Origin of the sequence: Bradyrhizobium lablabi, from assembly GCF_900141755.1 — a bacterium.
Lineage (GTDB): Bacteria > Pseudomonadota > Alphaproteobacteria > Rhizobiales > Xanthobacteraceae > Bradyrhizobium > Bradyrhizobium lablabi_A.
On sequence record NZ_LT670844.1, the window covers coordinates 4,565,226 to 4,588,074 of the forward strand.

Genomic DNA, 22,849 nt, shown 5'->3' on the forward strand with positions numbered 1-22,849 from the left:
AGCTTCGGGTTCCGATGGAGACAGGCCATGTTGTGCTGCAGAAAAGCAATGCTGGCTTTAGCGATCATTCTTGCAACCCCGTTCACCGCGGTTGCGCAAGGAACGGGCGCGCCGCCTCCGCCATCCGCCACCACACCGCCCCCGCAAGCCGGGGAGGCCCTGCTGAAGCCAGAGCAACTCGAAGCGCTGGTTGCGCCGATCGCACTCTATCCCGACGCACTGCTCGCCAACATGCTGGCGGCTGCGACCTATCCGCTGGAGGTGGTGACAGCTGCTCGCTGGGTGAAGGAACACAAGAATCTCAAGGGCGATCAGCTCAAGAGCGAAGTCGACAAGCAGTCCTGGGACGACAGCGTCAAGGCGCTGACCAGCACGCCGAGCGTGCTTGAGATGATGAACGACAAGCTCGACTGGACCCAACAGCTCGGCGACGCTGTGCTCGCCCAACAGCCGGACGTGATGGATGCGATCCAGCGCCTGCGGGCGAAGGCTCAGGCCAACAACAAGCTGGTGTCCACCAAGGAACAGAAAGTCACGGTTCAGAAGGTCGAGAACAAGCAGGTGATCGTGATCGAGCCGACCGATCCGAACGCGATGTACGTTCCCTACTATGAGCCTTCGGTCGTCTACGGCACCTGGCCGTATGCCGACTATCCACCCTATTACTTCGGATATCCGTCCTACATCGGCGCCGGCGTCATCGCTGCCGGACTTGCGTTCGGCACGGCCTGGGCCATTGGGCGCTGGGGCAATTATTGGGGCGGCGGCTGCAACTGGGGCAACAACAACTTCTTCATCAACCGCTCCAATAACATCAATTGGTCGCACAACGCGAACCACCGCCAGGGTGTCCGGTACAACAACGCTAACGTGGCGCAGCGATTTGGCGGCGACAAGGTGCGTGCCGGCGCCGCTGACAGAATGGACTACCGCGGTCGCGGTGGCCAGCAGGTGCTCAACCCCGATCGTGGAGGTAACCGTGGACCTGGTGATCGCGGAGGCGATCGCGTCGGTGGCGGCGATCGTGGTGGTGGCAATCGTGTCGACACGCGCGATCGGCCCGGAGGCGGGCAAGCCAAGGGCGGCGATCGCGGGCCGGGCAAGGGCGGTGGCGCGAAACAGGCGCGGCCGGCTGATCGTGCGCGTCCTTCTGGTGGTGCGAGGGGCGGCGGGCGTGACAACGCGATGAGGGTGCAATCGGGAAGGGCAGCCAACCTTCAGTCCGCACGCGGCCGGGCCAGCTTCGCAAGTGCCGGTGGTGGTGGGCGCGGGGCTATTTCTGCAGGCGGTGGTGGCTTCCGTGGCGGCGGCGGTGGTGGCGGAGGCCGCGGCGGCGGTGGTGGCCGACGGTCCGATCTGTGGCTGAAGCACGGCGTGGAGCTGCTCGGACGCCTCGAGAATGGACTCGGCTACTATCGGTTCAGCTATCTAGGCAGCGACAAGGCTTACGTCGGCGTCATCGCGCAGGAGGTCGAGGCGGTGAGGCCTGATGCAGTCACGCGCGGCCGCGATGGCTATCTCAAAGTCTACTACGACAAGCTCGGATTGAAATTCCGCACCTATCAAGACTGGCTCGCCGGCGGCGCGCAAATTCCAACGCGAGCGAGGATGTGATCATGACATTGCTTCAGCCGACACGATCCAATCGTTGCTGGTCCACAGGACTGATCGCCGCCGCCATGCTGCTGCTGTCGATGCCGGCGGCATCAGCCCAGCAATCCTTCCAGTCACCCGAGGACGCCGTAGCAGCCCTCGTTGCAGCAGCGAAATCGGGCGAGACGAAAGACTTCGTCAAGGTGCTCGGTCGCGACGCCGCTGATATCGTCGAGTCCGGAGACATGGTCGCGGATAATGACACACGACAGCGTTTCGTCGCTGCCTTCGACGCCAAGCATTCCATCAGCATGGAAGGCAGCAAGAAGGCGATCCTCATGCTCGGCAAGGACGACTTCCCGTTTCCGATCCCGCTCTACCACACGAAAACGGGTTGGGAATTCGACACGGCCGCCGGCCGCATTGAGATCCTTTATCGTCGGATTGGGCGCAACGAGCTCGACGCGATCCAGACGTGTCTCGCCTATGTCGACGCACAGAATGAATATGCCGATAAGGACCGCGACGCGGGGCCGGGAGTCTATGCTCAGCGCATTGTCTCCAGCTCCGGCAAGAAGGATGGCCTCTATTGGCCGTCGGATGGTGATCAGAGCCCGCTGGGTGAACTTGCTGCACAGGCGTCAGCAGAAGGCTACAAGGTCGGTAGCGGCGAGCCACAGCCTTACCACGGCTATTACTTTCGCATCCTGACTCGACAGGGGCCAAACGCTCCCGGCGGCGAGCTGGACTATGTCGTCAATGGCAAGATGATTGGCGGCTTCGCACTCATCGCTTACCCCGCCGAATACGGCAATTCCGGCGTCATGACCTTCGAGGTCAATCATGCCGGCACAGTTTACCAAAAGGATCTCGGCGAGCTGACAGAAGTGATTGCGAAGCGCGTGAAATGGTTCGACCCCGATCAAACCTGGAAGAAGATCGAGGTCACGAGCCCGTAATAGCAACAGGAGGGTCGTTCCGATGGGTAAATACTTCCTAAAACTTGCTCTGGTGATGCTACTGGCCTCGGTTGTCCTGACGAGGCCATCTCACGCTGTTACGGGTTATGTTCACGTCGAGTTCCTGAAGGCTGGGTTGATTGTCGGAGCCGGCTTCGGCCGCGGGGTGCTAACTTATCGCGGTCGCGACTATCGTTTTAAGATCTCGGGTCTGAGTTTGGGTCTAACAGCTGGAACATCCACCACGCGACTCGATGGGCGGGCCTCTCATCTGCATCAATTGAGCGACTTTGCCGGGACCTATGCTGCGGTTGGCCTTGGTGGGGCTTGGGTCGCGGGAACCGGCGGCGTGCAGCTGAAGAATGACAAGGGTGTGACTATCACGCTGCAAGGCAGGAGGGTGGGCTTGGAAGTTGCGGCCAATCTGAGCGGCATCAGCATTCTATTCGAGCAGCCCGTGAACTGAAGCGCGCGCGCTGGGGTTGAAGCGTTCAGCGGTCCCGTAGGCGAGGTTGGTCGTTGAACAATGTCTCTGGCAGGAAGGATCTCATGCGCAACCATGCAAATCACGCTCAAACTCGCTCTGGTCGCGCTGGTGGCAGCGACACTGTTCATCCGACCGGCGGACGTGAAGATGGGTTCTGTTCGCGTCGTCTTCACAAAGGCGGCGCTGGTCGCGGGTGGAGGCATCGGACGCGCCGTATTGACCTTTGATGGCCGCGACCATCCCTTCCGGGTGTATGGCCTGAGTGTCGGCGTTACGATCGGAGCATCGATCGCCAGGTTGACCGGACGGGCCTCATATCTGCATCAGTAAAGGGTAAGTCCTTTCCAAAAAGGGGCGGAGACGGCAGTTCGGATTTCAGCCTCGACGATCATACGTTCGCGATGAAAATCGCATCGGCATTGACGTCGGAACTCAAGGATCGAAACTCCCGCGCAAAACTGGTGGCGGGCTGGACGGGTGCGAACGAGCGCACGGTCAAAAATTGGTTTTCAGGACGATATGCACCCTGCGGCCGACACCTCGTGGTATTGGCTCAACATTCAGACCACGTGTTAAATGCCATTTTGTTAATGGCGGATCGGCAGGATCGGCTTTTGGGTGAAAAGGTAGCGGACCTGAGGCGAAAGGTGTTGGAGTTGGCGGCCATCATCGGGGAGCCTGAGCTGGATGAATAACCCCGCGCCGGACTCGCGGATCCGGTAAATCAGGCCGTTCGACAGGGGCGTGGCGCCGATGTTGGCGTTTGGGGTCCGCACTTCGGCTCTACCGATTGGATGGCTGCCAGGCGCGGCCGTGAAGCCAGTACAGCCATCGCCGGTCTGACGGGGGCATTCGGCGGCCTGGGCCGCCTTTTCCAAAGGAACCTAGCCCGGGTCCGTTAGACTACTATGGGCTACGTGGAGATCCTCAGGGATGGGCCGCGTAGTGGCGATCTCGCGCTGCATTCCTGTCCTCGCCAACGCGACAACGGACCTGCACGACCTTCAGCGGACGGTTCTGCTGGTTCGGCTTCTCGATCAGGTCAACGGCGCGGGAATGTCGATTGATGAAGGACGCGTTGACCACAGCCTGAAATTTTCGAACGCAGCCGGCAGCGCCGGCGTTCGAAAATTGCTAGCGCGCAACAATTCCGTATCTCGTGAACATAAAACATTTGACGCGGTGAATTTTCTCTGTGCTTAGATCATCACATTCGCCGCGGGTGTTATTGCCCGCACTCTTGAGGACCGTGATGCGCAACGCACGCACACACATCGCAGAGACTGCCGCTCGCGTCCGACCGCTTATTCGGCTGGCCGATTGGTCGTGCATGTCCGCGACGACACGGGGTCCGAATTTTCAGCTCGAAGCGGAGCTGATCCGAAAAGCAAGAGTGTAACTCTCGGCGCAGGGCCGCTCCCTCCGCCGAACCGGCAGGAGGGCAAGATGAACGCCCGCAACGACGTCAAGAGACCATCCGACCAGAGCTTGGACGCGAGGCTTGTGCTGGCAGCGGCTCGACTGCGATTTGCTGCGCGGGTTGATTTTCTCGTCGCTCGCTGGCTCGAACGCTGCGCCACGAACGTCGAGGCCGCACAACGGTTGTTCAAGACCGATCGGAAGCCCACACGTGAGTTCGGGGATGGGCGTGAGCCTTGTCGTTTCATCTCCACGTTGGGATGAGTCCCCATAACGCAATTTGTCCCGACCGGCGAATGCCACGTCCACTTCGTCGGCGGGGCATTCTGCAATGGCCTTTTTGAAGGCGGCCATTACCTGATCGTGGCGACCGCTCATCTGAATTGGTCCTTCGTTACAGATCATCAAATGGCCAATCATCCATCGATTCGACGTCTCCGCGTTCGATGCGATCGTGCAGCGCCCGGGCCTTGTCCCTCGGCAAGTCGTACACACACACTGAACCGCAAGACGTCGAGGGCGGCGGACTCTGTTTACTGTTGAGGACAGAACATTGCTTGCGCTTCGGCCGGCCTAACTTGGCGGCACTGACGTAACGTCACCCGGTGTGATATTGGTTCATGAGTCCATCTGTGCGATCGCCCGCCATGAACGGTTTGCGCATCCGGCCGATGAGGCCGGACGAAATCTCAATAGCCGTGAACTGGGCGGCCGCCGAAGGCTGGAACCCGGGCTTCGCCGACGACGCCTGCTTCGCCGCGGCCGATCCGGAAGGCTTTTTAATCGGCGAGCTCGAAGGCGCTCCGGCCGCGACTGTCTCCTGCGTCAATTACGGTGCGAGCTTCGCCTTCCTCGGTTTCTATATCGTGCGAGAGGACTTGCGCGGCCGGGGCTACGGACTGCGCATATGGAACGCGGCCATCGCGCACGCTGGCCCACGCGTGATCGGGCTGGATGGCGTGGTGGCGCAGCAGCAAAACTACGGGATGTCCGGATTCAAGCTCGCTTATGCCAACGTCCGTTACGGCGGCGCCGTCGCGGGCCCGGATGCGCCGCAGGCTGGTGTCATCGCGTTGACCGAAGTCCCATTGGCGACTGTGGAGGCGTACGACGCGACCGTGTTCCCGGCTCCGCGCACCGCGTTCCTGCGCGCCTGGATCGGCTCGCCCGGGCATGTCGGTCGCGCACTCGTGCGCGATGGAGGGCTTGCCGGCTGGGGCGTGATCCGTCCATGCCGGAAGGGCCGCAAGATCGGCCCACTGGTGGCCGACGACCGCGCCACCGCCGAGGTGGTTCTGTCGGCTTTGCTGGCCAGCGTGGGCGGCGGCGAGATCTTCCTCGACGTTCCAAGCCTTAACCGCGACGCGGTCGCATTGGCCCAAGACCTGGGGCTTGTGCCAGTGTTCGAGACTGCGCGCATGTATACGGGTGCGATCCCACCGTTGCGGTTGGAGCGGGTATTCGGCATCACCACCTTCGAGCTGGGGTAGTGGTCGCGCAGTCAGTGGAAGGTGGCAGTGGCCATAGCTTGCTGGTGGTCGCCCTACAACCAGCCCGGATCTTGGCTGCCAAGAGCCACCCCGGGGCAGAATGGCCGTTTCGCAGCCTAGGGGAGGGCTGGGTGCGCCCCTGGGACTTCCCCCAGCCCGCCCAACTCCGTGGCCTACGATGGAGCACCTGGAGAAGGTTCGATCGCAGTTCCTCTCCCTCCACCATATGGCATCGATTTTATTAATATTTTTACGGTTTTTCGGGCGAAACCCCGGCGGAACCTCGGCATCGCCGGGGCGAGCGAGAACGTGCGGGAGGCCTGTTGCGGGCTGTCGCAACACTGCCCGCCCAGATGTGGGTAGGATGAAGAAACGGCGCGGCCTTCCTAACCCCGCCGCGAATACCTTCTACTTCTTCTGCCGCGTAAACAGCTTCTTCAGGTCGATGTTCATCCCGAAAGCGCCGGGCCTTATATTCAGCGAATCCACAAAGCGCCGCCATAATGGCGCTTCAGGGTCATTGCTCACAGCCGGCAGGAGCGCCCTATGCGCTAGCGCGAGCCGGTGAATTTCGACGTTCGCGCCACTATGCATTCCACTTCCCTCGATGGGCGTATCGGTGACGGGCGAACCACGTCCCCGCAATGCTCGATCCGTTTCAAGGGCACGGCCAGCGACGCTGGCCACAAACTGGCCTAGCAACCTCTCAGTTCCGTCCAATGAGGACGACCGCAGAGCCGCCGGATAGGACCGGGTGTCCTGGTCCCATTTCTGGAACGTCTCGTGGACCTTCCCATTCAAGTACCGTCCGATCGACTGCCAGTAGATCGACTGCGCTTGACCCTGAAACACGCCGTTCCTCGTAATCCGTCCCCCATCGAAGCTGGGTACATCGACGATGCGTCCCTCGATGTTGGTATTGTACCACTTGAACAACCACTCGTTATCGAAGCGTTGGCGCTCGATATCGAGGTCATGTCCGAGGCTCAATTCGAACGGCGTCATGCGTGGCTCTTTGTGTTTAGATCGTATTCGCCTCTGAGACTTTGGCACAATACACATCGAACGACCGCTGCGAAGCTGCCGTCCGGGGTTCCTCGAAATACTTGGCGATCCGCTCAGGCGTCACCTGTGCGAAGCCATGCCGCAGCTCGCAATTGAACACCACGATCTCACTCGTCGGAGCGACCAGTTTGGTGGGGTTAGGCGTCAGGTTCGCATCCTCACACGCCTGCAGAAAACCATCGAAAAGCTCTTGGAGAAGCGCCTCGTCGTTTGCCGAGCAGATCAGGTCATCCAGGTAAATAGAGACGAACGCTCCCGCCCTCTCAGCCCGGTCCACCATTGCCATCAACGGCGAGCGCATCATTACGAGACTGGCTAGCGCTGGGGATTGTTTGAAACCGATAGGCAAGACGTAGTGCGACCCGACCAGGTACGGGTTTTTAACCGACGACCATTTTGCAAACGTCCGCGCCCAGGGAAAACCTGCATGATGCAGGGCGGCAGCGATCCGGTTGCGGGAGATCGAGTAAAAGAAGTTCTGAATGTCGATTTTGAAGAAAAGCCGGTTCTGCAGGTGACCGTGCAGTGCGACGACATGCCCGCCTTTGCGGTAATGGTAGAAGCAGACCGGAAACTCTACCTCACGATCGCAAAATTCGATGATCTGGTCACCGCGCCGGTCAGTATCTTTGGTAGGCGCAAAGATGATCTTGCCGTTGCGCTTCCACGTCCATTTGTAGTTTTGAAACATGCCCCGGTCCAGTCAACGGCCTTGCTAACGAGGTCCCAGACTGCCGCTACCAGTTTTACAACCAGCAAGGCGAGTCCGAGAATCTCGGAAGCAAGGCGCGTGAATTTGGATGTTTTCCTCATTTCACGTCTCCTGTCTCTGCTGGCAACCTACGACCCCGTGAACACGGAGCCGTCAACCGAGACAATCATTCCCCCATGTACCCATTACGATACGTAGGGTCATAAGGTCACAAGTCATGTCACGTAGCGTAACGCCACGCAGCAGACCGGAGGTCGCAGGATATCGCCAGCGCCTAGAAGCTGATCGTTCAGGTGGAACATGTCAAGAGGACTACCTGTAACGACAAAAAACGGCGTGAAGCCGCTTTCCCTCTATTGGGGACAGGGTCGCCCGCTATTGCCCTAGCGCTTAGGTTGCGAAACACTCATCATGGGTTTGGCGGGGGAAGCGGATATGCAGGAAGGATTCCACGACAACCAACGGAATTTGCGTCCAAGACAGCGCATGCAAAATATTTGCACTGAAGCTGTGCGCTACGACGTGAACGCTACACTCGGCGAGGACGATCGCCAAAAGCCCATCAATCGAAGCCTTTATAGCTATCTACTTCATGAGATGGCGGAAGCGTCGATGAAGTATGCCGTCGCGGAAAACATTGATCCGGATGAATTTGAAACTGACGTGTTGTCCGGCGCACTTGCAGTCGTTCAAAACTTACGGTCGGCACTGGTCAAGGATTGGAATGATAAGACGCTAGATTTTTGGGATAATCACGGTAGCCCGGTCGATAAGATCAATGCGGACAAGGTTCCCTATATCGACCGCTCTTCGTTCGAAAGCGTCGCTGGTGACTACTTGGCGCTGCCATATCGGTCGCAAGCCATGGATCGGTTCCTCGTCAAAGTCCTCATCGCTATAGAGCTTTATGCATTCGGTGATGAGATGTTGAATGAAAAGACGTTTGGATTTCCACCTGTCTCTCCGTTGAAGCAGCGTCACGTCGTGCTGGCGTATTTTCGCGGGCTGCTAATCAACGGCATTATCTTCGGTGGCATCGCCGCCTTGGCATTATTCGCCGCATCAAAGGGATGGATCGGCGAAACCAGCGCGGGATGGACTTCGGGAGCGTGCGTTGCTCTGTTCGTTCTTTTAGGCACGATCAGTGCTTTCGCACTGCCTTTCGCTTGGTATGCACAAGCCAAAGCGCGCCGGAATGTCAGGAAACTCCTGTTGGCAATGACAACGATCTATAACGAATTGAGGTCGAACGGACCAATCAGCGCCCAGCATATTCGCGAGCGCGTGAGCAGCGCGGCGGAAGATGGCGTCGTCTGGCCCGCCCCGCTGTTTGCAGTACTGGACGACATCATCGCCCGCACAGGACGTTTTTGAAAAAACAGACCGCATAGCATGGGCAGCAGCATGGGCAACGATTGGTTCGTCTACGTCTATATGTTTGGCATTACGGCCATCGTGCTGATGCGCCTTGACCGCTTGGGGAAGCAAATCGAGGCAGTGTGCGCCGAGATCAGAGCCGACGTTGCGCGGACCGAAGAAGACCGCCAAGAAATTCTCGATGACTGGAAACAGTCTCGAAAAGACGCAGCCAAAGACGCACGACAATTCTGGATTTTCTGGGGCGTCATCGGCGTTGCGGCGCTCATTTGGATTGCCGTAAAACATGGTTAGAGGCATTACGCTTCAGTCATACCAATCCGTCCGATCACGCGGCAGCGTCTTGGCCGTCTCAAACAATTTGCCTCGCGCATAGCCCATTGAAACCGCAGCCTTCAGTTTCTCCAGATCGGTTTCGAGAAAGGTGTTGGCGACGATCAGCGCTTTGACGGCCTCGCGAGCATTACCGCCACATGCCTCGATAGCTTGATCGGCCGCCGCCTCTAGCTGGTCCACGTCTGATTGTGGGTTCGGCGCTGACGACATTCTGGAAACCCCCTCGTAGGTCGGTCAGCGCAGGAGAGTGTTCTCTTTTTGTTCTTACGTCAATTCGCGGGATTGTGCACTTCGCAAAACCCTGCCCCTTGTGAATCCCGTTTTACTCACTCAGGCTACCAGCATGTGGACAACTGATTCCCATAATGAGGAAAGTTAAGATCCCGTTAAGGAATTGGGTTCAGGTTGAAATAAATTGCCCCGCTCCGGGATAACCAGAACGGGGCAAAATTTGCGGTGGTAGCTGAACTGGAACGCCTCGGAAGGGCAAACAGCACCCGATTTGTAATCGGGAGAATGTGGGTTCGAGTCCCACCCACCGCGCCTTAACAAGTCCGCCAAACTTAGTGCGCTCGCTAAGCTTAGTACGGTTACTAACCTTAGCAAGCGTGCCACGTCCGGCAAGAGTCTAAAACGTGAACGGCGCCCTTATTTGCGCTGGTTTGGTTTCTTGGTTTCCGGACTCTTGGGTTTCTGCTTGGCGATCTTCCCCAGCCTCTCGTTAAAGCGCTTTTCGTTATCGTCCGTTTCGAGTCTCGCGTAGCCGAATGCCGCCGTGCACTTTTCGGCCGAGTTCCCGAGGGGCTGTCGCGGCATGAGCGGCCCTATACTTTCCATCGTACGGCCTTGCTTTGGTCAAACCGGCATGGAGTGTGGACAGAATGTCGTCGGTCTCCCGCGGGCCGCCCTTAAGCGGGTGACATTGGACTAGGCACGGAGCGCTAATGCATTCCACGCTGAACCCGAAACAAGACGATCCGGGCCGCGTCCTGGTCTCGCGCGTGGACGAAGAGCTCGCGCACACTTATGAAAAGATCGCGCGCGTGGATGCACAGATCGCGCGCGCGGAGGAACAGCTTTCCAAGCTAGAGCACGATGCCGCGCGCGATCCCTCGGATGATCCGCAGACCCGCATGAACACGCTTCGCCCTGCTGTCCGGGGCAACCGGCCGTCGCGTGGCGGGCGGGCGGTACGCGGCTTCACCGCCTTAATGTTGACAGCGTGCATCTGTGTCGCCGCCATCGTTTGGCAGTCGTCCTATGGCGATGCGGCTAAGCAGATTATCGCGAGGTGGGCGCCGCAGCTCGTCGCGATTTCATCGCTGCCCCTCGAAAACCCGGGGTTCCCCGCGCAGCCGAGCTCACCTACCGCTCCGATGGTCACGGAGCAGACAGCATCTCCACAACCAGCACCTCCGGCTCAGACCGCATCGCAAGACGTCGCGCCGACAGCCGCCCCGGTATCTCCCGAAATGGCGCAGCTGCTCCAGACGATGGCGCGCGATCTCGCAAACGTGGAGCAAGAGGTTAAGCAGCTCAAGGCGAGCCAGGAACAAATGGCCAGCGACAATGCAAAGGCCGTTGAGCAGCTCAAAGCGAGCCAGGAACAAATGACACGCCTTATCGCCAAGGCTTCCGAGATCGCCAAGGCTTCCGAGCAGAACCTGCGGCCCAAGACATCAGCGCCTCCGCCACGGCCGATTGCCACCCCGACCCGTAAGCCCGTGCCGACGCTTCCGTTGCAGCAAGCCAGAGAGCGGGCGCAGGCCCCAATGCGGTTGCAGCCCGAAGAACAGTAGTTGTCATCGGCGCCGCGGCCGCCGAAGTCCGTTCCTGTCCGTTGCTCGCGGATACCGCTGCAAAAGTCGAAAATCGCCGTGCAATTGCGCCAGAGTCAAAAATAGAATACGCTGAGGAAAAGCGTAGGTGTTCCGGTTTGCGAACATTTGCTACCAAGCAATCGCTTAGCCTAAAGCCTTCCTCGGAACTCACCGTGCGAAGTACGCTCAGCGCCGGGTTTTCGCTGCCGGCGCAGCGGCGGCAAACAAGCTCGGAGATCGCATCATTGGAAGTTGAGGCGGATGCGGTTGCCGACCGCCTCTCCATGCCGGCCAATAGGTTGGGATCAGTGCAGCCGGCGTTCGGCCAGAGCGGCGCGCCAGCAGTTCCCAACGTGGTGAAGGCTGCGCTGCTTGAAAACGCGCAGCCGCTGGATGCGAGCACCCGATCGTTCTTTCAGCCGCGCTTCGGTTATGATTTTAGCCGTGTGCGCCTACACAGCGGTGAGGCCGCCGCCGAATCGGCGCGCTTGCTCGATGCGCGCGCCTATACCGTCGGTGAACACGTGGTGCTCGGCAGTCCGCTCGACACGCCCGGGGCATTCTCTAGCAGGCGCCTGCTCGCCCATGAACTGGCGCATGTCGTGCAGCAAGGTGGCGGCATGCCGCTGCCGGGACGGGCGCCACACGGACCTTCGCAAATCGCGGTTCCCGCCCACGTGGCACGACAGTCTCTCGCACCAGGCGGGTCGACGGCCTCGAGTGCGCGCGATGACTTTCTCCGCGCAGTTGATCGGGGCGACGCCGTCGGGATCGAGAGCGCGCTGGCGCGTTTGACGGAACAGGAGCGCGGGGCGATTTCGGCCAACCCGCAAGCGCTAGCTACCCTCGATCGGAAATTGCCGGCGGTTACCCGTTTGCTCGTGCGCATGAAACTGCAGTTCGGCCAGGATCTGCCGGCAGACGTCCGCGCGCTCGTGAGCGCCGCAGAGGACGGCGATGCGGATCGCGTCGTCACGGTATTGCGAGCCAACGTCCGGCTGAGGGATCCAAAGGATGTTCCCGGCTTGCGAGCGATGCTGTTATCGGTTTTCGCGACCGATGCGCGGAAGCAAGCGGCGGTGGCGAATGCGTACGTGTTGACAAAGGATGAAATGCTGGCCTACGCGCGACAGTCGCCGCATCTCGTTGAACAAGAGGCGCAAGCAAAGAGAACACTGATGAGTGCGCAAGGCCGCGACTTGAACTTGGTCGCCGATACAAATCCGGGCCAGACGCAGACGAATTCGCCTTCGGGCACGATCATCGTGTCCGCGCCCGGTGGGCGGGAAGACTTCGCCTTGAAGTACTCTCACGAGTTGTCCAACCTCCGCCGAGACCTCTTGACGAGAGATGCACAAGGACGAGGCGGATCTCCCAAGCCCGACCAGTACAGATCCGGCGACGCCTACGCGGATGCCATTCTTCAATGGGAGGCGGAGAGTGTGGTCGATCGTGCGATCGTCGGCGCTGAACTCGGCAGTCACGAGGGATGGATATCCGATCTCGGGAGGGACTTCAAAGCCGGGAAGATTTCCAAGGCCGATATGCTCAAGCGAGTGGTCGCCGCGTTAGGGCAGTTCACTTCAGTCGGTGAGGATAACCGCCAAAGACCAGCCAGGCAGAATTACAAGCTACAGTGGGAACGCTGGGCCGCGCTCGCACAGCCCAGACACTGAACCGCAAGACCAATAGTTGAGCGGGTTTCAGACGATCCGAGGGGCTGCGACCAGGAATAACAAGACGTTCGTCCTGCCCTTTTTACCTCCAGATAGCGGGAAAACATGCGTGGACGACGCGGCGACGGTGCGGGCAGGTCGATGTACCAGAATTGTTGCTCCCGCTCATTCGAAGGCGGCGTAAATGGCAGTTCCCGCTCCCTCGCGTAGCCGTGTCCGTTTCGCGGTTGCACTACTTTCGGCGCTCTCTGCGTTTCATGCCGTCGCGCATGCGGCGTCGCCGGAGCTCGACAGAGTAACTCTCAGCGAGTCGACGATTACGTGGAGCACCGTCAAGTACGCGACCTCAGCGGACAACGGATTCGTCAGCGGGTCGCTCGACAGAAAGACCATCGTCGATCGCACGTTTCGGACCCACGTGCTCGAGAATCGTTATCTCAAGGTAACGCTCGTGCCCGAATTTGGCGGGCGCATTCTTTCCATCATCTACAAGCCGACCGGCCACGAACAACTTTATCGCACCGAAGTGGGCGTGCCTTACGGGATCAAGCGCGACACTTTTTATTACAACTGGCTGATGGTGTATGGCGGCATCTTCCCCACCTTCCCGGATCCCGAGCACGGCAGGACGTGGCTGAAGCCGTGGGATTTCAAGGTGGTGAAAGAGAGTGCCGGCGAAGTGACGGTATCGATGTCGCTTAAGGACAATTTCGAGTATTCCGCGGCACCGCGGAAGTTCAGGGGAGGCTCGACCGGCATCGAAGCGACTTACTATGTCACGCTGAAAGCCGATCGCGCAGCGCTCGACGCGCGCGTGGTGCTGAAAAATCCGCAACCCAAGGCGCTTCAATACGAGTACTGGACGTGCACGACGCTCGCGCCGGGATCGGACCCGAAAAATCCTAAAACGACCGGCGGCGCCGAAATCATCGCGCCGATTAAGGCCTACAGCACGCCCGACTGGTCGAGCAATCTATCCAACGGCGACGAGAGCTTAGGGCCAGGCAAGAGCCGTTTCGAAAAACTGCGCTACTTCAAGAACTGGCCGACGATGGGCATCGCCTACGCTGCGCCCGATATGGGGAGCGGGAATTTCTGGGGCGTGATCAACCACGACAACGAAGAGGGGATCATTCGCATCGCCGACAATACGGTCACGCCGGGCTTGAAAATGTGGACGTGGGGATTTCCGTCGTTTACGAATGAAACTGACCCACGCAAAGACCCGAACGAGCAGCAGCCTTACGTCGAATTGTGGGCGGGCGTGTCGGACCAGTTTTTCCACAGCGCTGAGTTTCCCGCTCTCGGCCAAATGTCTATACCGGAAACCTACAGCCCGACCGTCGGCATGAACAACGTGACGCATGCGAACGAGACCATCCTGATCAGTCTCTCGGCCGAGGCGTCCGCGGTTACCCTTCAGTTCTTCAGCATCGAACCGGCCACGCCGTTGCGCGTAATTTTGAAACGCGGCGACGCGGTATTGTTCGACGAGGCCGTGAAAGCCGACCCGAAAAACGGAAATCGCATTTCCGCGACGATTCCTGAAGGCCACAGCGGCGAACAAATACAGCTGACGATCAGGACCGCGGAAGGCAAAGAGCTGATCGCGGCCGAGACAAAAATAAAATGAACTTCTTGCCGACCGCCAACACGGGCTGGGTTGATGGCCCTTCTCGCGAGGGGCAACGCAATGAATGCTCGGAGGGGGTTTTCACGGCGCGCATCTGCCAGTCCGCCACGCGGCGCCTCACCGCGTCGGAAGGACAAGGATCTGGCCGGGATAAATCCGGTTGGGATTGCGGATCTGCTCCCGGTTCGCCTTGTAAATGACGGCGTAGCGCGGTCCCGCGCCGTAGGTGAGGCGGCTGATGCGCCAGAGGCTGTCGCCGCGGGAGACGGTGGTGGTCGCGATCTTCGGCACGACCACGGCGGATGGCGAGGCTCTGTTTGGCGAAACGGTGTCTTGCGGAACGGTGGACGCCGCGGCCGCCAGTTGGGGCTGCTGTGCCGCGGCAGTGCCCGGCCGCTTGGACGCTGCGGCCTGCGCCGGCACGGACGCGGTGACCATCGTGTCGGGAACGTTGAACGGCACTTCCGCGCGTGCGCGGACCGCGCCGGAATTCGGCTCCAGCTCGTCCAGCCTGACATGGTAGTTGCCGGGCGCGACGCCCTCATTGATCGTGAGCGCAAAATGTTCATCTGCGCCGGCCGTTACCGAAGCAACAAAACTGTCGTTGAGGTAAAGCCTGACCGTGGCGCCGGGGCGCGCGCGCCCCGTCACATGGAACTTGCCGCCCGGTTCGGTCTCGACCGTCTCCACGACCACTGCGCCGGCCAGCGGCTTTGGCGCGGCCGGTTGCGACAGCACGGCGGTGGGTTTGCCCGGCGTCATCAGCGCCACGACCGGCCGGTCGCTCGGATTCGGACCAGGCTCGAGCGCCACCGCCACGCTCTGTTTGGACGTGACCTGCTTGCCGTCCGGCTGCTTGGCGCGCAACGTCAGGTCATAAGTGCCTGGGGGGAGCCGTGGCGGCACCATGACGAATTGTCCGGATTGATCCGCAACCGCGTGATCCTGCAGCTCCCCGTTGCGTAGCAGTTCCACCGTTGCGCCGGGCGCCGCCCGGCCCGCGATGACCGCTTCGCCGGTCGGCTCGATGCGGGCAACGTCGAACGTCGGCACGCCATCTTCGCTGTCCGGCCGTGGGGGCGATCCGGCCAGCGCGTCCGCCACTGCGTTTGTTTCCGTTTGCGCCGCTGCCAGTGCGGCCGGATCTTGATCTCGCGCGCCCGATGCCGGCTTTGAGGCCGCCGCCGGGGCAGTTGCGGCTCTGGTCTCGACCGCCGGCTCGCGGCGGACGTACGGGATGGCGAAGACAAGCGCGACGCCGCCGGCCGCGGCAAGTGCGATGAACGGCACGACCATTCGGCTCATCCAAGTACCAGTCGTGATGTTCGTCGTGGCAGTCATGATGTTCGTCCGTCGCCCGGATCGCAGGCCCGCCAGCATTATACAGAATTTTCCGGCGAAGCGGTACCGATTACGCCAAGGCGCCGCCGCGCTGGAAGGGGTAAGCGACAGCGCGCGTTGAGTGCCGCGTCGATGAATAATTTGCGTCACTGCGCCAAACCGGCGAATCACGGTCTTATCTCGGCGCCCGCCCTATTTTCGCCGTCGCGCCTCTGGAAAAGCAACTTTTAAGTCTGGCCGATCGATCTGGTTCCCCGGTCTGCGTTCAGTCCGCAGCGGCCGCGTCGGCGCCTCCGGACCGCAGCGGGTTTTGTCTTAGTGCTGAGCATTTCGGGACACTCATTTTAGAAAGCAAGCTTCATGACCGACCCTTCGATGACGCCCGAGTCTCCGGATGTTGCGGACACGATCGGCTTTCTGCGCCGCTTTGCCGGCATGATGTCGACCGGGAACAATGCGACCTATCTGCACCGCGCCGCCGAGCTGCTCGAAACCTTGACCGCGCGGGTGATCGCGGCCGCGGATGAAGAGGAGGTCTCGCGCTACAAATATGAAACGGCGACCCATCAGGTCGAATTGCTCGAAGCCGAATGCGAAGCGCTCAAGCATGACATCGAAGGTCATCTGAATGTCACATCCACCGTCCTGACCGAGCGCGATGCGGCGAGGGAAGCGCTTGAGGCGCGGGAAACCGAGCTTGCCGAACTTCGCGCCGCCTCCGACCGCGAGCGCGAGACGCTCAAGGCAACGCTGGACGCGCGCGACGAAGAACTGGACCGGCTGCGCGCGGCGCTGGCCCGCGAACAGGAAGATAGCGCGGCGAAACTGAAGACACGGGACGCGGAGATGGCTGAACTTCGCACTTCCTCCGAGCGCGAACGCAGCGAGCTTCAGGTCCAGCTCAAGGTGCAGGGCGATGAACTTTCCGCGCTCAGAATTGTGTTCGAGCGCGAGCGCGACGCGCTAAAGGAGAAGGTCACCTCGCTGGAGGCCAAGCGCGCGGAGCTTCGCGCCGCGTTCGACCGGATCAGCGATCTCAGGCATCAAGCAATCGAGCCCCAAGGCGACGCTGCTGTTTCCGGACCGAAGGAGATCGACGCGCATGCGGACCCGGTTGCCCCGCAGCCGGGCGGCCGGGATCCTGCCGTCGGAGAAACCGACGCCGTGGTGCCGAAATCGACGCTGCGTCAGGCCCGCGCCCAGTTCGAATACCTCGCCAGGCAATTCGTCCCGCTCGGCGATATCGCCTCGCAGGTGATGTGCGAGCTCGGGGCCTACAACATGGACCTCGCTCTGGTCGCCGGCCAGAAGTCGGCCCATCTGCCGGTCGGCGATGTCGCGCGGAGTATTCTCGCGCCGGCGGGTTCGGCGGGGAGGATGTGAGGCGTTTCACCTCTCCCCGCTTGCGGGGAGAGGTCGGATTGCGCAGCAATCCGGGTGAGGGGGAGCTTCCCCACACGTTATGCTTCCGTGTTCGCGGATAGAGCCCCTCACCCCCGACCCTCTCCCCGCAAAGAGCGGGGCGAGGGAGAAGAGCCTTGACGCCGCTCCCTTCAACCCAACCTCACGCCCCCGCCGCCTTTACCAGCGCCAGCAGCTTCGCCCCGTAATGCTCGAGCTTCTTGTCGCCGATGCCGGCGATGCCGCGCAACGCTGAAAGCGTTCCCGGGCGCACCGCGGCGATGCCGTCGATGGTGGAATCGTGCAGCACCACATAGGCCGGGACGCCGTGCTGGCGCGCGACCTCCGAACGCCACGCCCGGAGCGCGCCGACCAGGGCCGCATCGGCGGGTTTGACGGCGCCGGCGGGGCGAGGCGCAAGATCGCCGCGGCGTGATTTCGTTCTAGAGGCGCGATTGCGGGAGGTCGGGGTTTCCTCACGCAGCATCACCGCGGTCTCGCCCTTCAACACGCCGCGCGCGCTCTCCGTGAGTTTTAGGGCGCCAAAGGCCTCGGTGTCGGGCCGAAGGTGGCCCATCGCGACGAGCTGGCGCAACGCCGCGCGCCATTGCTTTTCATTGAGTTCGCGGCCAACGCCGAACACGGATAGTTTGTCGTGCCCGAATTGCTTGACCCGCTCGGTCTCGCGGCCGACCAAGACGTCGATCAGGTGCATCGCGCCAAAACGCTGCCCGGTGCGATAGGCGCATGAAAGCAATTTTTGCGCGATGACCTTGCCGTCGCGCAAGGTCGGCGGCGACACGCAGTTGTCGCAATTGCCGCATTTTTCGCTTCCCTGCGTCTCGCCGAAATAGCCGAGCAGGCGGGTGCGGCGGCAGTTCGCGGTCTCTGCCAGCGCGACCAGCGCGTCCAGCTTGCCGATGGAAACGCGCTTGAACGCGTCCGAGCCATTGGACTCATCGATCATTCGGCGCTGCTGCACGATATCGGAGAGGCCATAGGCCATCCAGGCGCTCGACGGCTTGCCGTCGCGCCCGGCGCGTCCGGTCTCCTGGTAATACGCCTCGATGCTCTTGGGCAGATCGAGATGCGCCACAAAACGCACATCGGGCTTGTCGATGCCCATGCCGAACGCGATCGTCGCCACGATCACGATGCCATCCTCGTTGATGAAACGATCCTGATGACGCGCGCGCGTGGCGGCATCCAACCCCGCGTGATAGGGCAGTGCCACCATGCCGGCGGCGGTCAGCGCGTCAGCGGTGTCTTCGACCTTGGCGCGCGACAGGCAATAGACGATGCCGGCATCGCCGGCATGGCGCTCGCTGATGAAGGTTTTGAGCTGCGCGGGAGCGTTCTGCTTTTCGACGATTTCATACCGGATATTCGGCCGATCAAAGCTCGCGACAAAATGCGGCGCGCCGACAAGGGCGAGCCGCTCGGCGATCTCCTTGCGGGTGAGCTCGTCGGCGGTAGCGGTCAGCGCGATCCGCGGCACGTCCGGAAAGCGCTCGGAGATCACCGACAGGCCGATATATTCGGGTCGGAAATCGTGGCCCCATTGCGACACGCAATGCGCCTCGTCGATCGCAAACAGCGCGATCTTCGCGCGATCGAGTAGACTGAGGCAGCGCGGCGTCAACAACCGCTCTGGCGCGACGTAGAGCAGATCGAGGTCGCCGGAAATGAGCCGCGCCTCGACCGCGGCGGCTTCCTCGTAAGTGAGCGTGGAATTGAGCACTGCCGCCTTGACGCCGGCCTCCAGTAGGCCCGCGACCTGGTCGCGCATCAGCGCGATCAGGGGCGAGACCACGATGCCGCAGCCTTCGCGCAATAACGACGGCAATTGATAGCACAGCGACTTGCCGCCGCCGGTCGGCATCAGCACCAGGCAATTGCCGCCACAGCTGACATGCCTGACGATTTCCTCCTGCGCGCCGCGAAAGCCGGGCAGGCCGAACACCGAATTCAGGACGGAAAGCGCGTCGGCGGCGATGCCGGTTTCCCCGTTGCGGGCTGAACTCATGGCGGACAAATTACCCATCGCAAACCCTCAACGCCACATCCCGCGCATCCGGGCGCCAACGTCGATCCGCGGCCCCTGGCTCGCGGCGCGTGGCGCACCGGCAGCCGCAAGCGGCCACATTGTCTTTTCGAACAGGCCGAGCAAGCGATCCGGAATAAAGCGCGTCCGTGCGGCATAGACATGACGGTCGCCGCGCGCGGGCTGGCCGTGGGTGAAGAAACGCTGCGGCACCATCAGATGCAGATCGTCCTTGGCGCGCGTCATGGCGACATAGAGCAGCCGGCGCTCCTCCTCGAGCTCAGGCGAGGTGCCGGCGCCGAGATCGGAGGGCATGCAGCCGTCGACCACGTTGAGCACGAACACCGATTTCCATTCTTGCCCCTTGGCCGAATGGATCGTCGACAGGATCAGATAGTCCTCGTCGAGCAAGGGAATGCCGGCCTGGTCGCTGGTGGCATCGGGAGGATCGAGCGTCAGTTCGGTGAGAAAACGCTGGCGCGACGGATAGCCGCTGGCGATCTGTTCGAGCTGGATCAGGTCGGCGCGCCTTGCTTCCGAATCTTCGTGGATTCGTTCCAGATGCGGCTCGTACCAGAGCCGGGCGCGTTCGAGATCGGCCGGCCAGTTTGAATGGCGGATATCCGCAACGGCCGCGACAAAGATTTTCCAGTCGTCGCCGGCGCGGGGCGGGGACGGCGCCTCGTCAAGCGCGGCGATCGGGTCGGCGCTACCCCCGATATGATCGAGCGCCCGCTGCGCCGAGGTGGGGCCGACGCCGGGGATCAAATGCATCAGCCGGAAGCCCGCGACGCGGTCGCGCGGATTCTCGACAAAACGCAACAGCGCCAGCATGTCCTTGACGTGCGCGGCATCGAGAAATTTCAGGCCGCCGAACTTTACGAAGGGGATGTTGCGGCGGGTCAACTCGACTTCCAGCGGGCCGCTATGGCTGGAGGTGCGAAACAGCACCGCCTGCTGTTTCAGCAGCGCGCCGGATTCCCGGTTCTCCAGCACGCGCTCGACAATGTAGCGGGCCTGGTCGGCTTCGTCGCGCACCGAGACAAGCTGCGGCTTTGCCCCGGAGGCGCGGTCGGTCCACAGGTTCTTGGTAAAACGCTCGCGCGCCAGCTCGATCACGCCATTGGCGGCGGAAAGAATGGCCTGCGTCGAGCGGTAGTTGCGATCGAGTGTGATGATGTTGGCCGGCGGCGTGAATTGACCGGGGAAATCGAGGATGTTGCGCACGGTGGCGGCACGGAACGAATAGATCGATTGCGCATCGTCGCCGACGACGGTGAGGCCACAGCCAGTCGGTTTTAATGCCAGCAGGATCGACGATTGCAGCCGATTGGTGTCCTGATATTCGTCGACCAGGACATGATCGAAACGGCCGCCAATGTCGCCGGCCAGCGTCGCATCGCTCATGGTCTGCGCCCAGTACAGCAGCAGATCGTCGTAATCGAGCACGTTCTGCCGCTGTTTTGACTCGACATAGGCAGCGAATAATTCCTTCAGCTCGGCGGCCCAGCCCGAGCACCATGGAAACGCCGACCCGAGCATCTCTTCGATCGAGGTTTCCGCGTTGACGCAGCGCGAATAGATCGAAAGGCAGGTGCCCTTGGTTGGAAACCGCTCTCTGGTCTTGGAAAATCCCTTCTCGTGCCGGATCAGATTCATGAGGTCGGCGGAATCCTCGCGGTCATGAATGGTGAACGCCGGATCGAGCCCGATCTGCTCGGCGTACTCGCGCAACAGCCGTGCGCCGATGCCGTGAAACGTGCCGGCCCAGGCCAGCGCGTCGGTCATCGCGCCGGCCTTGTCGCCCAAAATTTTCCGCGCGATCCGCTCGACCCGCGCGCTCATCTCGGAAGCCGCGCGGCGGGAGAACGTCATCAGGAGAATCCGCCTTGGATCGGCGCCGCAGACGATCAGATGGGCCACGCGATGGGCGAGCGTGTTGGTCTTGCCGGATCCGGCGCCGGCGATCACCAGCAGCGGCGCAAACGGACCCGCGCCCGCCGTGCCATGCTCGACGGCGCGTCGCTGTTCCGGATTGAGGCTTTCGAGATAGGCGGTTGCCGCTGGCACGGAGTGATGGTCCTCAGAGTGAAAATCAGACTCCGTGATTCCCGCTGCGCCGACAATGGCTTCGGCCAGCCCCACTTCCGAAAAGACCGCCCCGCACCGGAAAAGAATCGCGCCCGAATTGACTCTTGGCCGAATAAAATGAACAAATCAAGAACAATGCATTAGACTCCGGTTGTAAGGGGCAATAAGCTCGCCCAGCAAGGGGAGAGGCCAGCAATGAAGCTAAGGGTTATCGTGGCGACGCTGTTATCGGGTCTGATCGCCATTTCGGCCGCGCAGGCGCGGGGACCTTACGGGTCGATCAATGTCGGTAACTGGAAGGGCGGTGCCTACACCAACGACCAGACCGGAGAATTTACCCACTGCGCCGCGGGAGCTGGCTACGACAGCGGCATTTACTTCATGGTCATGGTCGATCAGGCCGCCGGGTGGTCGCTGGCTTTTTTCCAGCCAAAATGGACGCTTGCGAACAATCAGACGTTCCAGATCGCGCTGACCTTCGATGGCCAGTCGCCGTTCAATGTTCAAGGCGTGGCGCTCAACGCCAACCTGCTCCGCGTGCCGATGCCGGTCGACTCGACGCTGATCGCCCAGTTTCGCAAGGCGAAGGCGATGACCGCCTTCACGCAAGGCCAGCTGTTTCAGTTCAAGCTCGATCAGACCTCTTTGCTGCTGCCCGCGTTGGCCAATTGCGTCGCGGTGGTCAAGCAGCATGGCATCGCCAATGCCGGCGACTTCTCCGTCAAGCAAGCGCCGAAAGCGGTCGCGGCGGCAACGCAGGCGGCACCGGCGGGAGGCAGCATGCGGCCCGACGCGCCGCAAAATCTTTCACCCGATATGCAGATCGAAGCCATCGAGCTGGCTTCGAATTTCATCCTAAAAACCACGCTGCACAATCCGCGGGTCTTGAGCCGGACCGAGACGCCGATTGCCGTGGCATCGACCGGCGCAGCATGGAGCTCCGACGAGGCGGTGGGTTTTGTCCGAATCATCCCGCCGAAAGACGGCGTCAAAGGTCTTGATGTCGCCTCCGCGGTGGTCGCGGGTGACGCGCGCGATTGCAAAGGCAAATTTGCCTCCGGCCGAACCAGCGAACTGGTCGACAGCGATGTCGTGTTCCGGGGATTTTCCTCGTGCGATGATTCGGAGGGCGCGCGGATTTCGCAGTATTTTATTGTATCGCGGAAAAAAGGCGGCTTTGTCCTGTTCTCCGTCGTCTCCAACATGAAGACCGAAGCGGCAAAGACCGTCGCCAAGGAAGAACGGCTCGCGGATTTCAGGAAGGCCGCGCTGGTGGTGGTCGATCATTAGGACCCGTTTTCCCGTTCTCTCGACACCCTTCCTCGTCATGGCCGGGCTTGTCCCGGCCATCCACGTCTTTGTTTGGGGATGCAGGCAAGACGTGGATGCCCGGGAGAAGCCCGGG

At 61.2% G+C, this 22,849-nt stretch carries 21 protein-coding genes and 1 tRNA gene; 16 read left to right on the forward strand and 6 right to left on the reverse strand.

The features are described from left to right. The first annotated feature begins 27 nt into the window (after nucleotides 1–27). From B5526_RS21245 to B5526_RS21280, 8 genes are all read left to right on the forward strand, one after another. Nucleotides 28–1,614, forward strand: a complete 1,587-nt coding sequence (locus tag B5526_RS21245) for a DUF3300 domain-containing protein (RefSeq protein ID WP_079541275.1) — start codon at nucleotides 28–30, stop codon at nucleotides 1,612–1,614. Between the two features lie 2 nt (nucleotides 1,615–1,616). Then, nucleotides 1,617–2,552, forward strand: a complete 936-nt coding sequence (locus B5526_RS21250) for a DUF2950 domain-containing protein (RefSeq protein WP_079541277.1) — start codon at nucleotides 1,617–1,619, stop codon at nucleotides 2,550–2,552. 22 nt (nucleotides 2,553–2,574) lie between these two features. Next, nucleotides 2,575–3,018 carry a hypothetical protein gene (locus B5526_RS21255; protein WP_079541279.1) on the forward strand — a complete coding sequence of 148 codons (444 nt, stop codon included), beginning with the start codon at nucleotides 2,575–2,577 and terminating at the stop codon, nucleotides 3,016–3,018. A gap of 93 nt (nucleotides 3,019–3,111) precedes the next feature. Further along, the gene (locus B5526_RS21260; protein WP_079541281.1) at nucleotides 3,112–3,369 is read left to right on the forward strand and encodes a hypothetical protein; all 258 of its coding nucleotides are present in this window, start codon (nucleotides 3,112–3,114) and stop codon (nucleotides 3,367–3,369) included. 71 nt (nucleotides 3,370–3,440) lie between these two features. Beyond that, complete coding sequence (locus tag B5526_RS21265; protein WP_154071377.1) at nucleotides 3,441–3,734, forward strand: hypothetical protein; 294 nt, start codon at nucleotides 3,441–3,443, stop codon at nucleotides 3,732–3,734. Nucleotides 3,735–3,972: 238 nt separating this feature from the next. Next, on the forward strand, nucleotides 3,973–4,242 hold the full coding sequence (locus B5526_RS21270) for a hypothetical protein (RefSeq protein WP_079541286.1): 270 nt from the start codon (nucleotides 3,973–3,975) through the stop codon (nucleotides 4,240–4,242). 243 nt (nucleotides 4,243–4,485) lie between these two features. Continuing rightward, a complete protein-coding gene (locus B5526_RS37810) occupies nucleotides 4,486–4,722 on the forward strand; it encodes a hypothetical protein (RefSeq protein ID WP_154071378.1) in 237 nt (78 codons plus the stop codon). A gap of 383 nt (nucleotides 4,723–5,105) precedes the next feature. Then, a complete protein-coding gene (locus B5526_RS21280; RefSeq protein ID WP_079541290.1) occupies nucleotides 5,106–5,948 on the forward strand; it encodes a GNAT family N-acetyltransferase in 843 nt (280 codons plus the stop codon). 408 nt (nucleotides 5,949–6,356) lie between these two features. Here B5526_RS21280 and B5526_RS21285 read toward each other — a convergent pair whose 3' ends face one another. Both B5526_RS21285 and B5526_RS21290 read right to left on the reverse strand, forming a co-directional pair. Continuing rightward, nucleotides 6,357–6,953 (reverse strand): hypothetical protein, encoded by a 597-nt coding sequence (locus B5526_RS21285; protein ID WP_079541293.1) that lies wholly within the window; start codon nucleotides 6,951–6,953, stop codon nucleotides 6,357–6,359. Nucleotides 6,954–6,969: 16 nt separating this feature from the next. Continuing rightward, the gene (locus tag B5526_RS21290; RefSeq protein ID WP_079541295.1) at nucleotides 6,970–7,704 is read right to left on the reverse strand and encodes a reverse transcriptase domain-containing protein; all 735 of its coding nucleotides are present in this window, start codon (nucleotides 7,702–7,704) and stop codon (nucleotides 6,970–6,972) included. 456 nt (nucleotides 7,705–8,160) lie between these two features. Here B5526_RS21290 and B5526_RS21295 point away from each other — a divergent pair, with 456 nt between their 5' ends. Continuing rightward, the gene (locus tag B5526_RS21295) at nucleotides 8,161–9,099 is read left to right on the forward strand and encodes a magnesium transporter (protein ID WP_154071379.1); all 939 of its coding nucleotides are present in this window, start codon (nucleotides 8,161–8,163) and stop codon (nucleotides 9,097–9,099) included. 18 nt (nucleotides 9,100–9,117) lie between these two features. Continuing rightward, complete coding sequence (locus B5526_RS21300; RefSeq protein WP_079541302.1) at nucleotides 9,118–9,396, forward strand: hypothetical protein; 279 nt, start codon at nucleotides 9,118–9,120, stop codon at nucleotides 9,394–9,396. A gap of 12 nt (nucleotides 9,397–9,408) precedes the next feature. On the opposite strand, the gene B5526_RS21305 is transcribed toward B5526_RS21300, so the two are convergent. Continuing rightward, complete coding sequence (locus B5526_RS21305; RefSeq protein WP_079541304.1) at nucleotides 9,409–9,648, reverse strand: hypothetical protein; 240 nt, start codon at nucleotides 9,646–9,648, stop codon at nucleotides 9,409–9,411. A gap of 243 nt (nucleotides 9,649–9,891) precedes the next feature. Between B5526_RS21305 and B5526_RS21310 the strand changes: the two genes are divergently transcribed. The 4 genes from B5526_RS21310 to B5526_RS21330 all read left to right on the forward strand — a co-directional run bounded on the left by B5526_RS21310 (nucleotide 9,892) and on the right by B5526_RS21330 (nucleotide 14,567). Continuing rightward, a tRNA-Thr gene (locus B5526_RS21310) sits at nucleotides 9,892–9,981 on the forward strand. Nucleotides 9,982–10,382: 401 nt separating this feature from the next. Then, a complete protein-coding gene (locus B5526_RS21320) occupies nucleotides 10,383–11,237 on the forward strand; it encodes a hypothetical protein (RefSeq protein ID WP_079541309.1) in 855 nt (284 codons plus the stop codon). A gap of 194 nt (nucleotides 11,238–11,431) precedes the next feature. Then, nucleotides 11,432–12,934 (forward strand): eCIS core domain-containing protein, encoded by a 1,503-nt coding sequence (locus B5526_RS21325; RefSeq protein ID WP_172842078.1) that lies wholly within the window; start codon nucleotides 11,432–11,434, stop codon nucleotides 12,932–12,934. Nucleotides 12,935–13,118: 184 nt separating this feature from the next. Next, nucleotides 13,119–14,567, forward strand: coding sequence for a DUF5107 domain-containing protein (locus B5526_RS21330; RefSeq protein ID WP_079541313.1), 1,449 nt, complete (start codon nucleotides 13,119–13,121; stop codon nucleotides 14,565–14,567). 117 nt (nucleotides 14,568–14,684) lie between these two features. Here B5526_RS21330 and B5526_RS21335 read toward each other — a convergent pair whose 3' ends face one another. Next, a complete protein-coding gene (locus tag B5526_RS21335) occupies nucleotides 14,685–16,079 on the reverse strand; it encodes a LysM peptidoglycan-binding domain-containing protein (RefSeq protein ID WP_244562018.1) in 1,395 nt (464 codons plus the stop codon). Nucleotides 16,080–16,268: 189 nt separating this feature from the next. Here B5526_RS21335 and B5526_RS21340 point away from each other — a divergent pair, with 189 nt between their 5' ends. After that, on the forward strand, nucleotides 16,269–17,291 hold the full coding sequence (locus B5526_RS21340) for a hypothetical protein (protein WP_079541315.1): 1,023 nt from the start codon (nucleotides 16,269–16,271) through the stop codon (nucleotides 17,289–17,291). 181 nt (nucleotides 17,292–17,472) lie between these two features. Here the strand turns inward: B5526_RS21340 and recQ are convergent, their stop codons facing one another. Together recQ and B5526_RS21350 are read right to left on the reverse strand one after the other, a co-directional pair. Next, nucleotides 17,473–19,335 (reverse strand): DNA helicase RecQ, encoded by a 1,863-nt coding sequence (recQ, locus tag B5526_RS21345; protein WP_079541317.1) that lies wholly within the window; start codon nucleotides 19,333–19,335, stop codon nucleotides 17,473–17,475. A 27-nt stretch (nucleotides 19,336–19,362) separates the two neighbouring features. Continuing rightward, on the reverse strand, nucleotides 19,363–21,423 hold the full coding sequence (locus B5526_RS21350; RefSeq protein WP_079541320.1) for an ATP-dependent helicase: 2,061 nt from the start codon (nucleotides 21,421–21,423) through the stop codon (nucleotides 19,363–19,365). A 216-nt stretch (nucleotides 21,424–21,639) separates the two neighbouring features. On the opposite strand from B5526_RS21350, the gene B5526_RS21355 reads away from it, so the two are divergent. Next, nucleotides 21,640–22,734, forward strand: a complete 1,095-nt coding sequence (locus tag B5526_RS21355; RefSeq protein WP_079541322.1) for a hypothetical protein — start codon at nucleotides 21,640–21,642, stop codon at nucleotides 22,732–22,734. The last annotated feature ends 115 nt before the right edge of the window (nucleotides 22,735–22,849 follow it).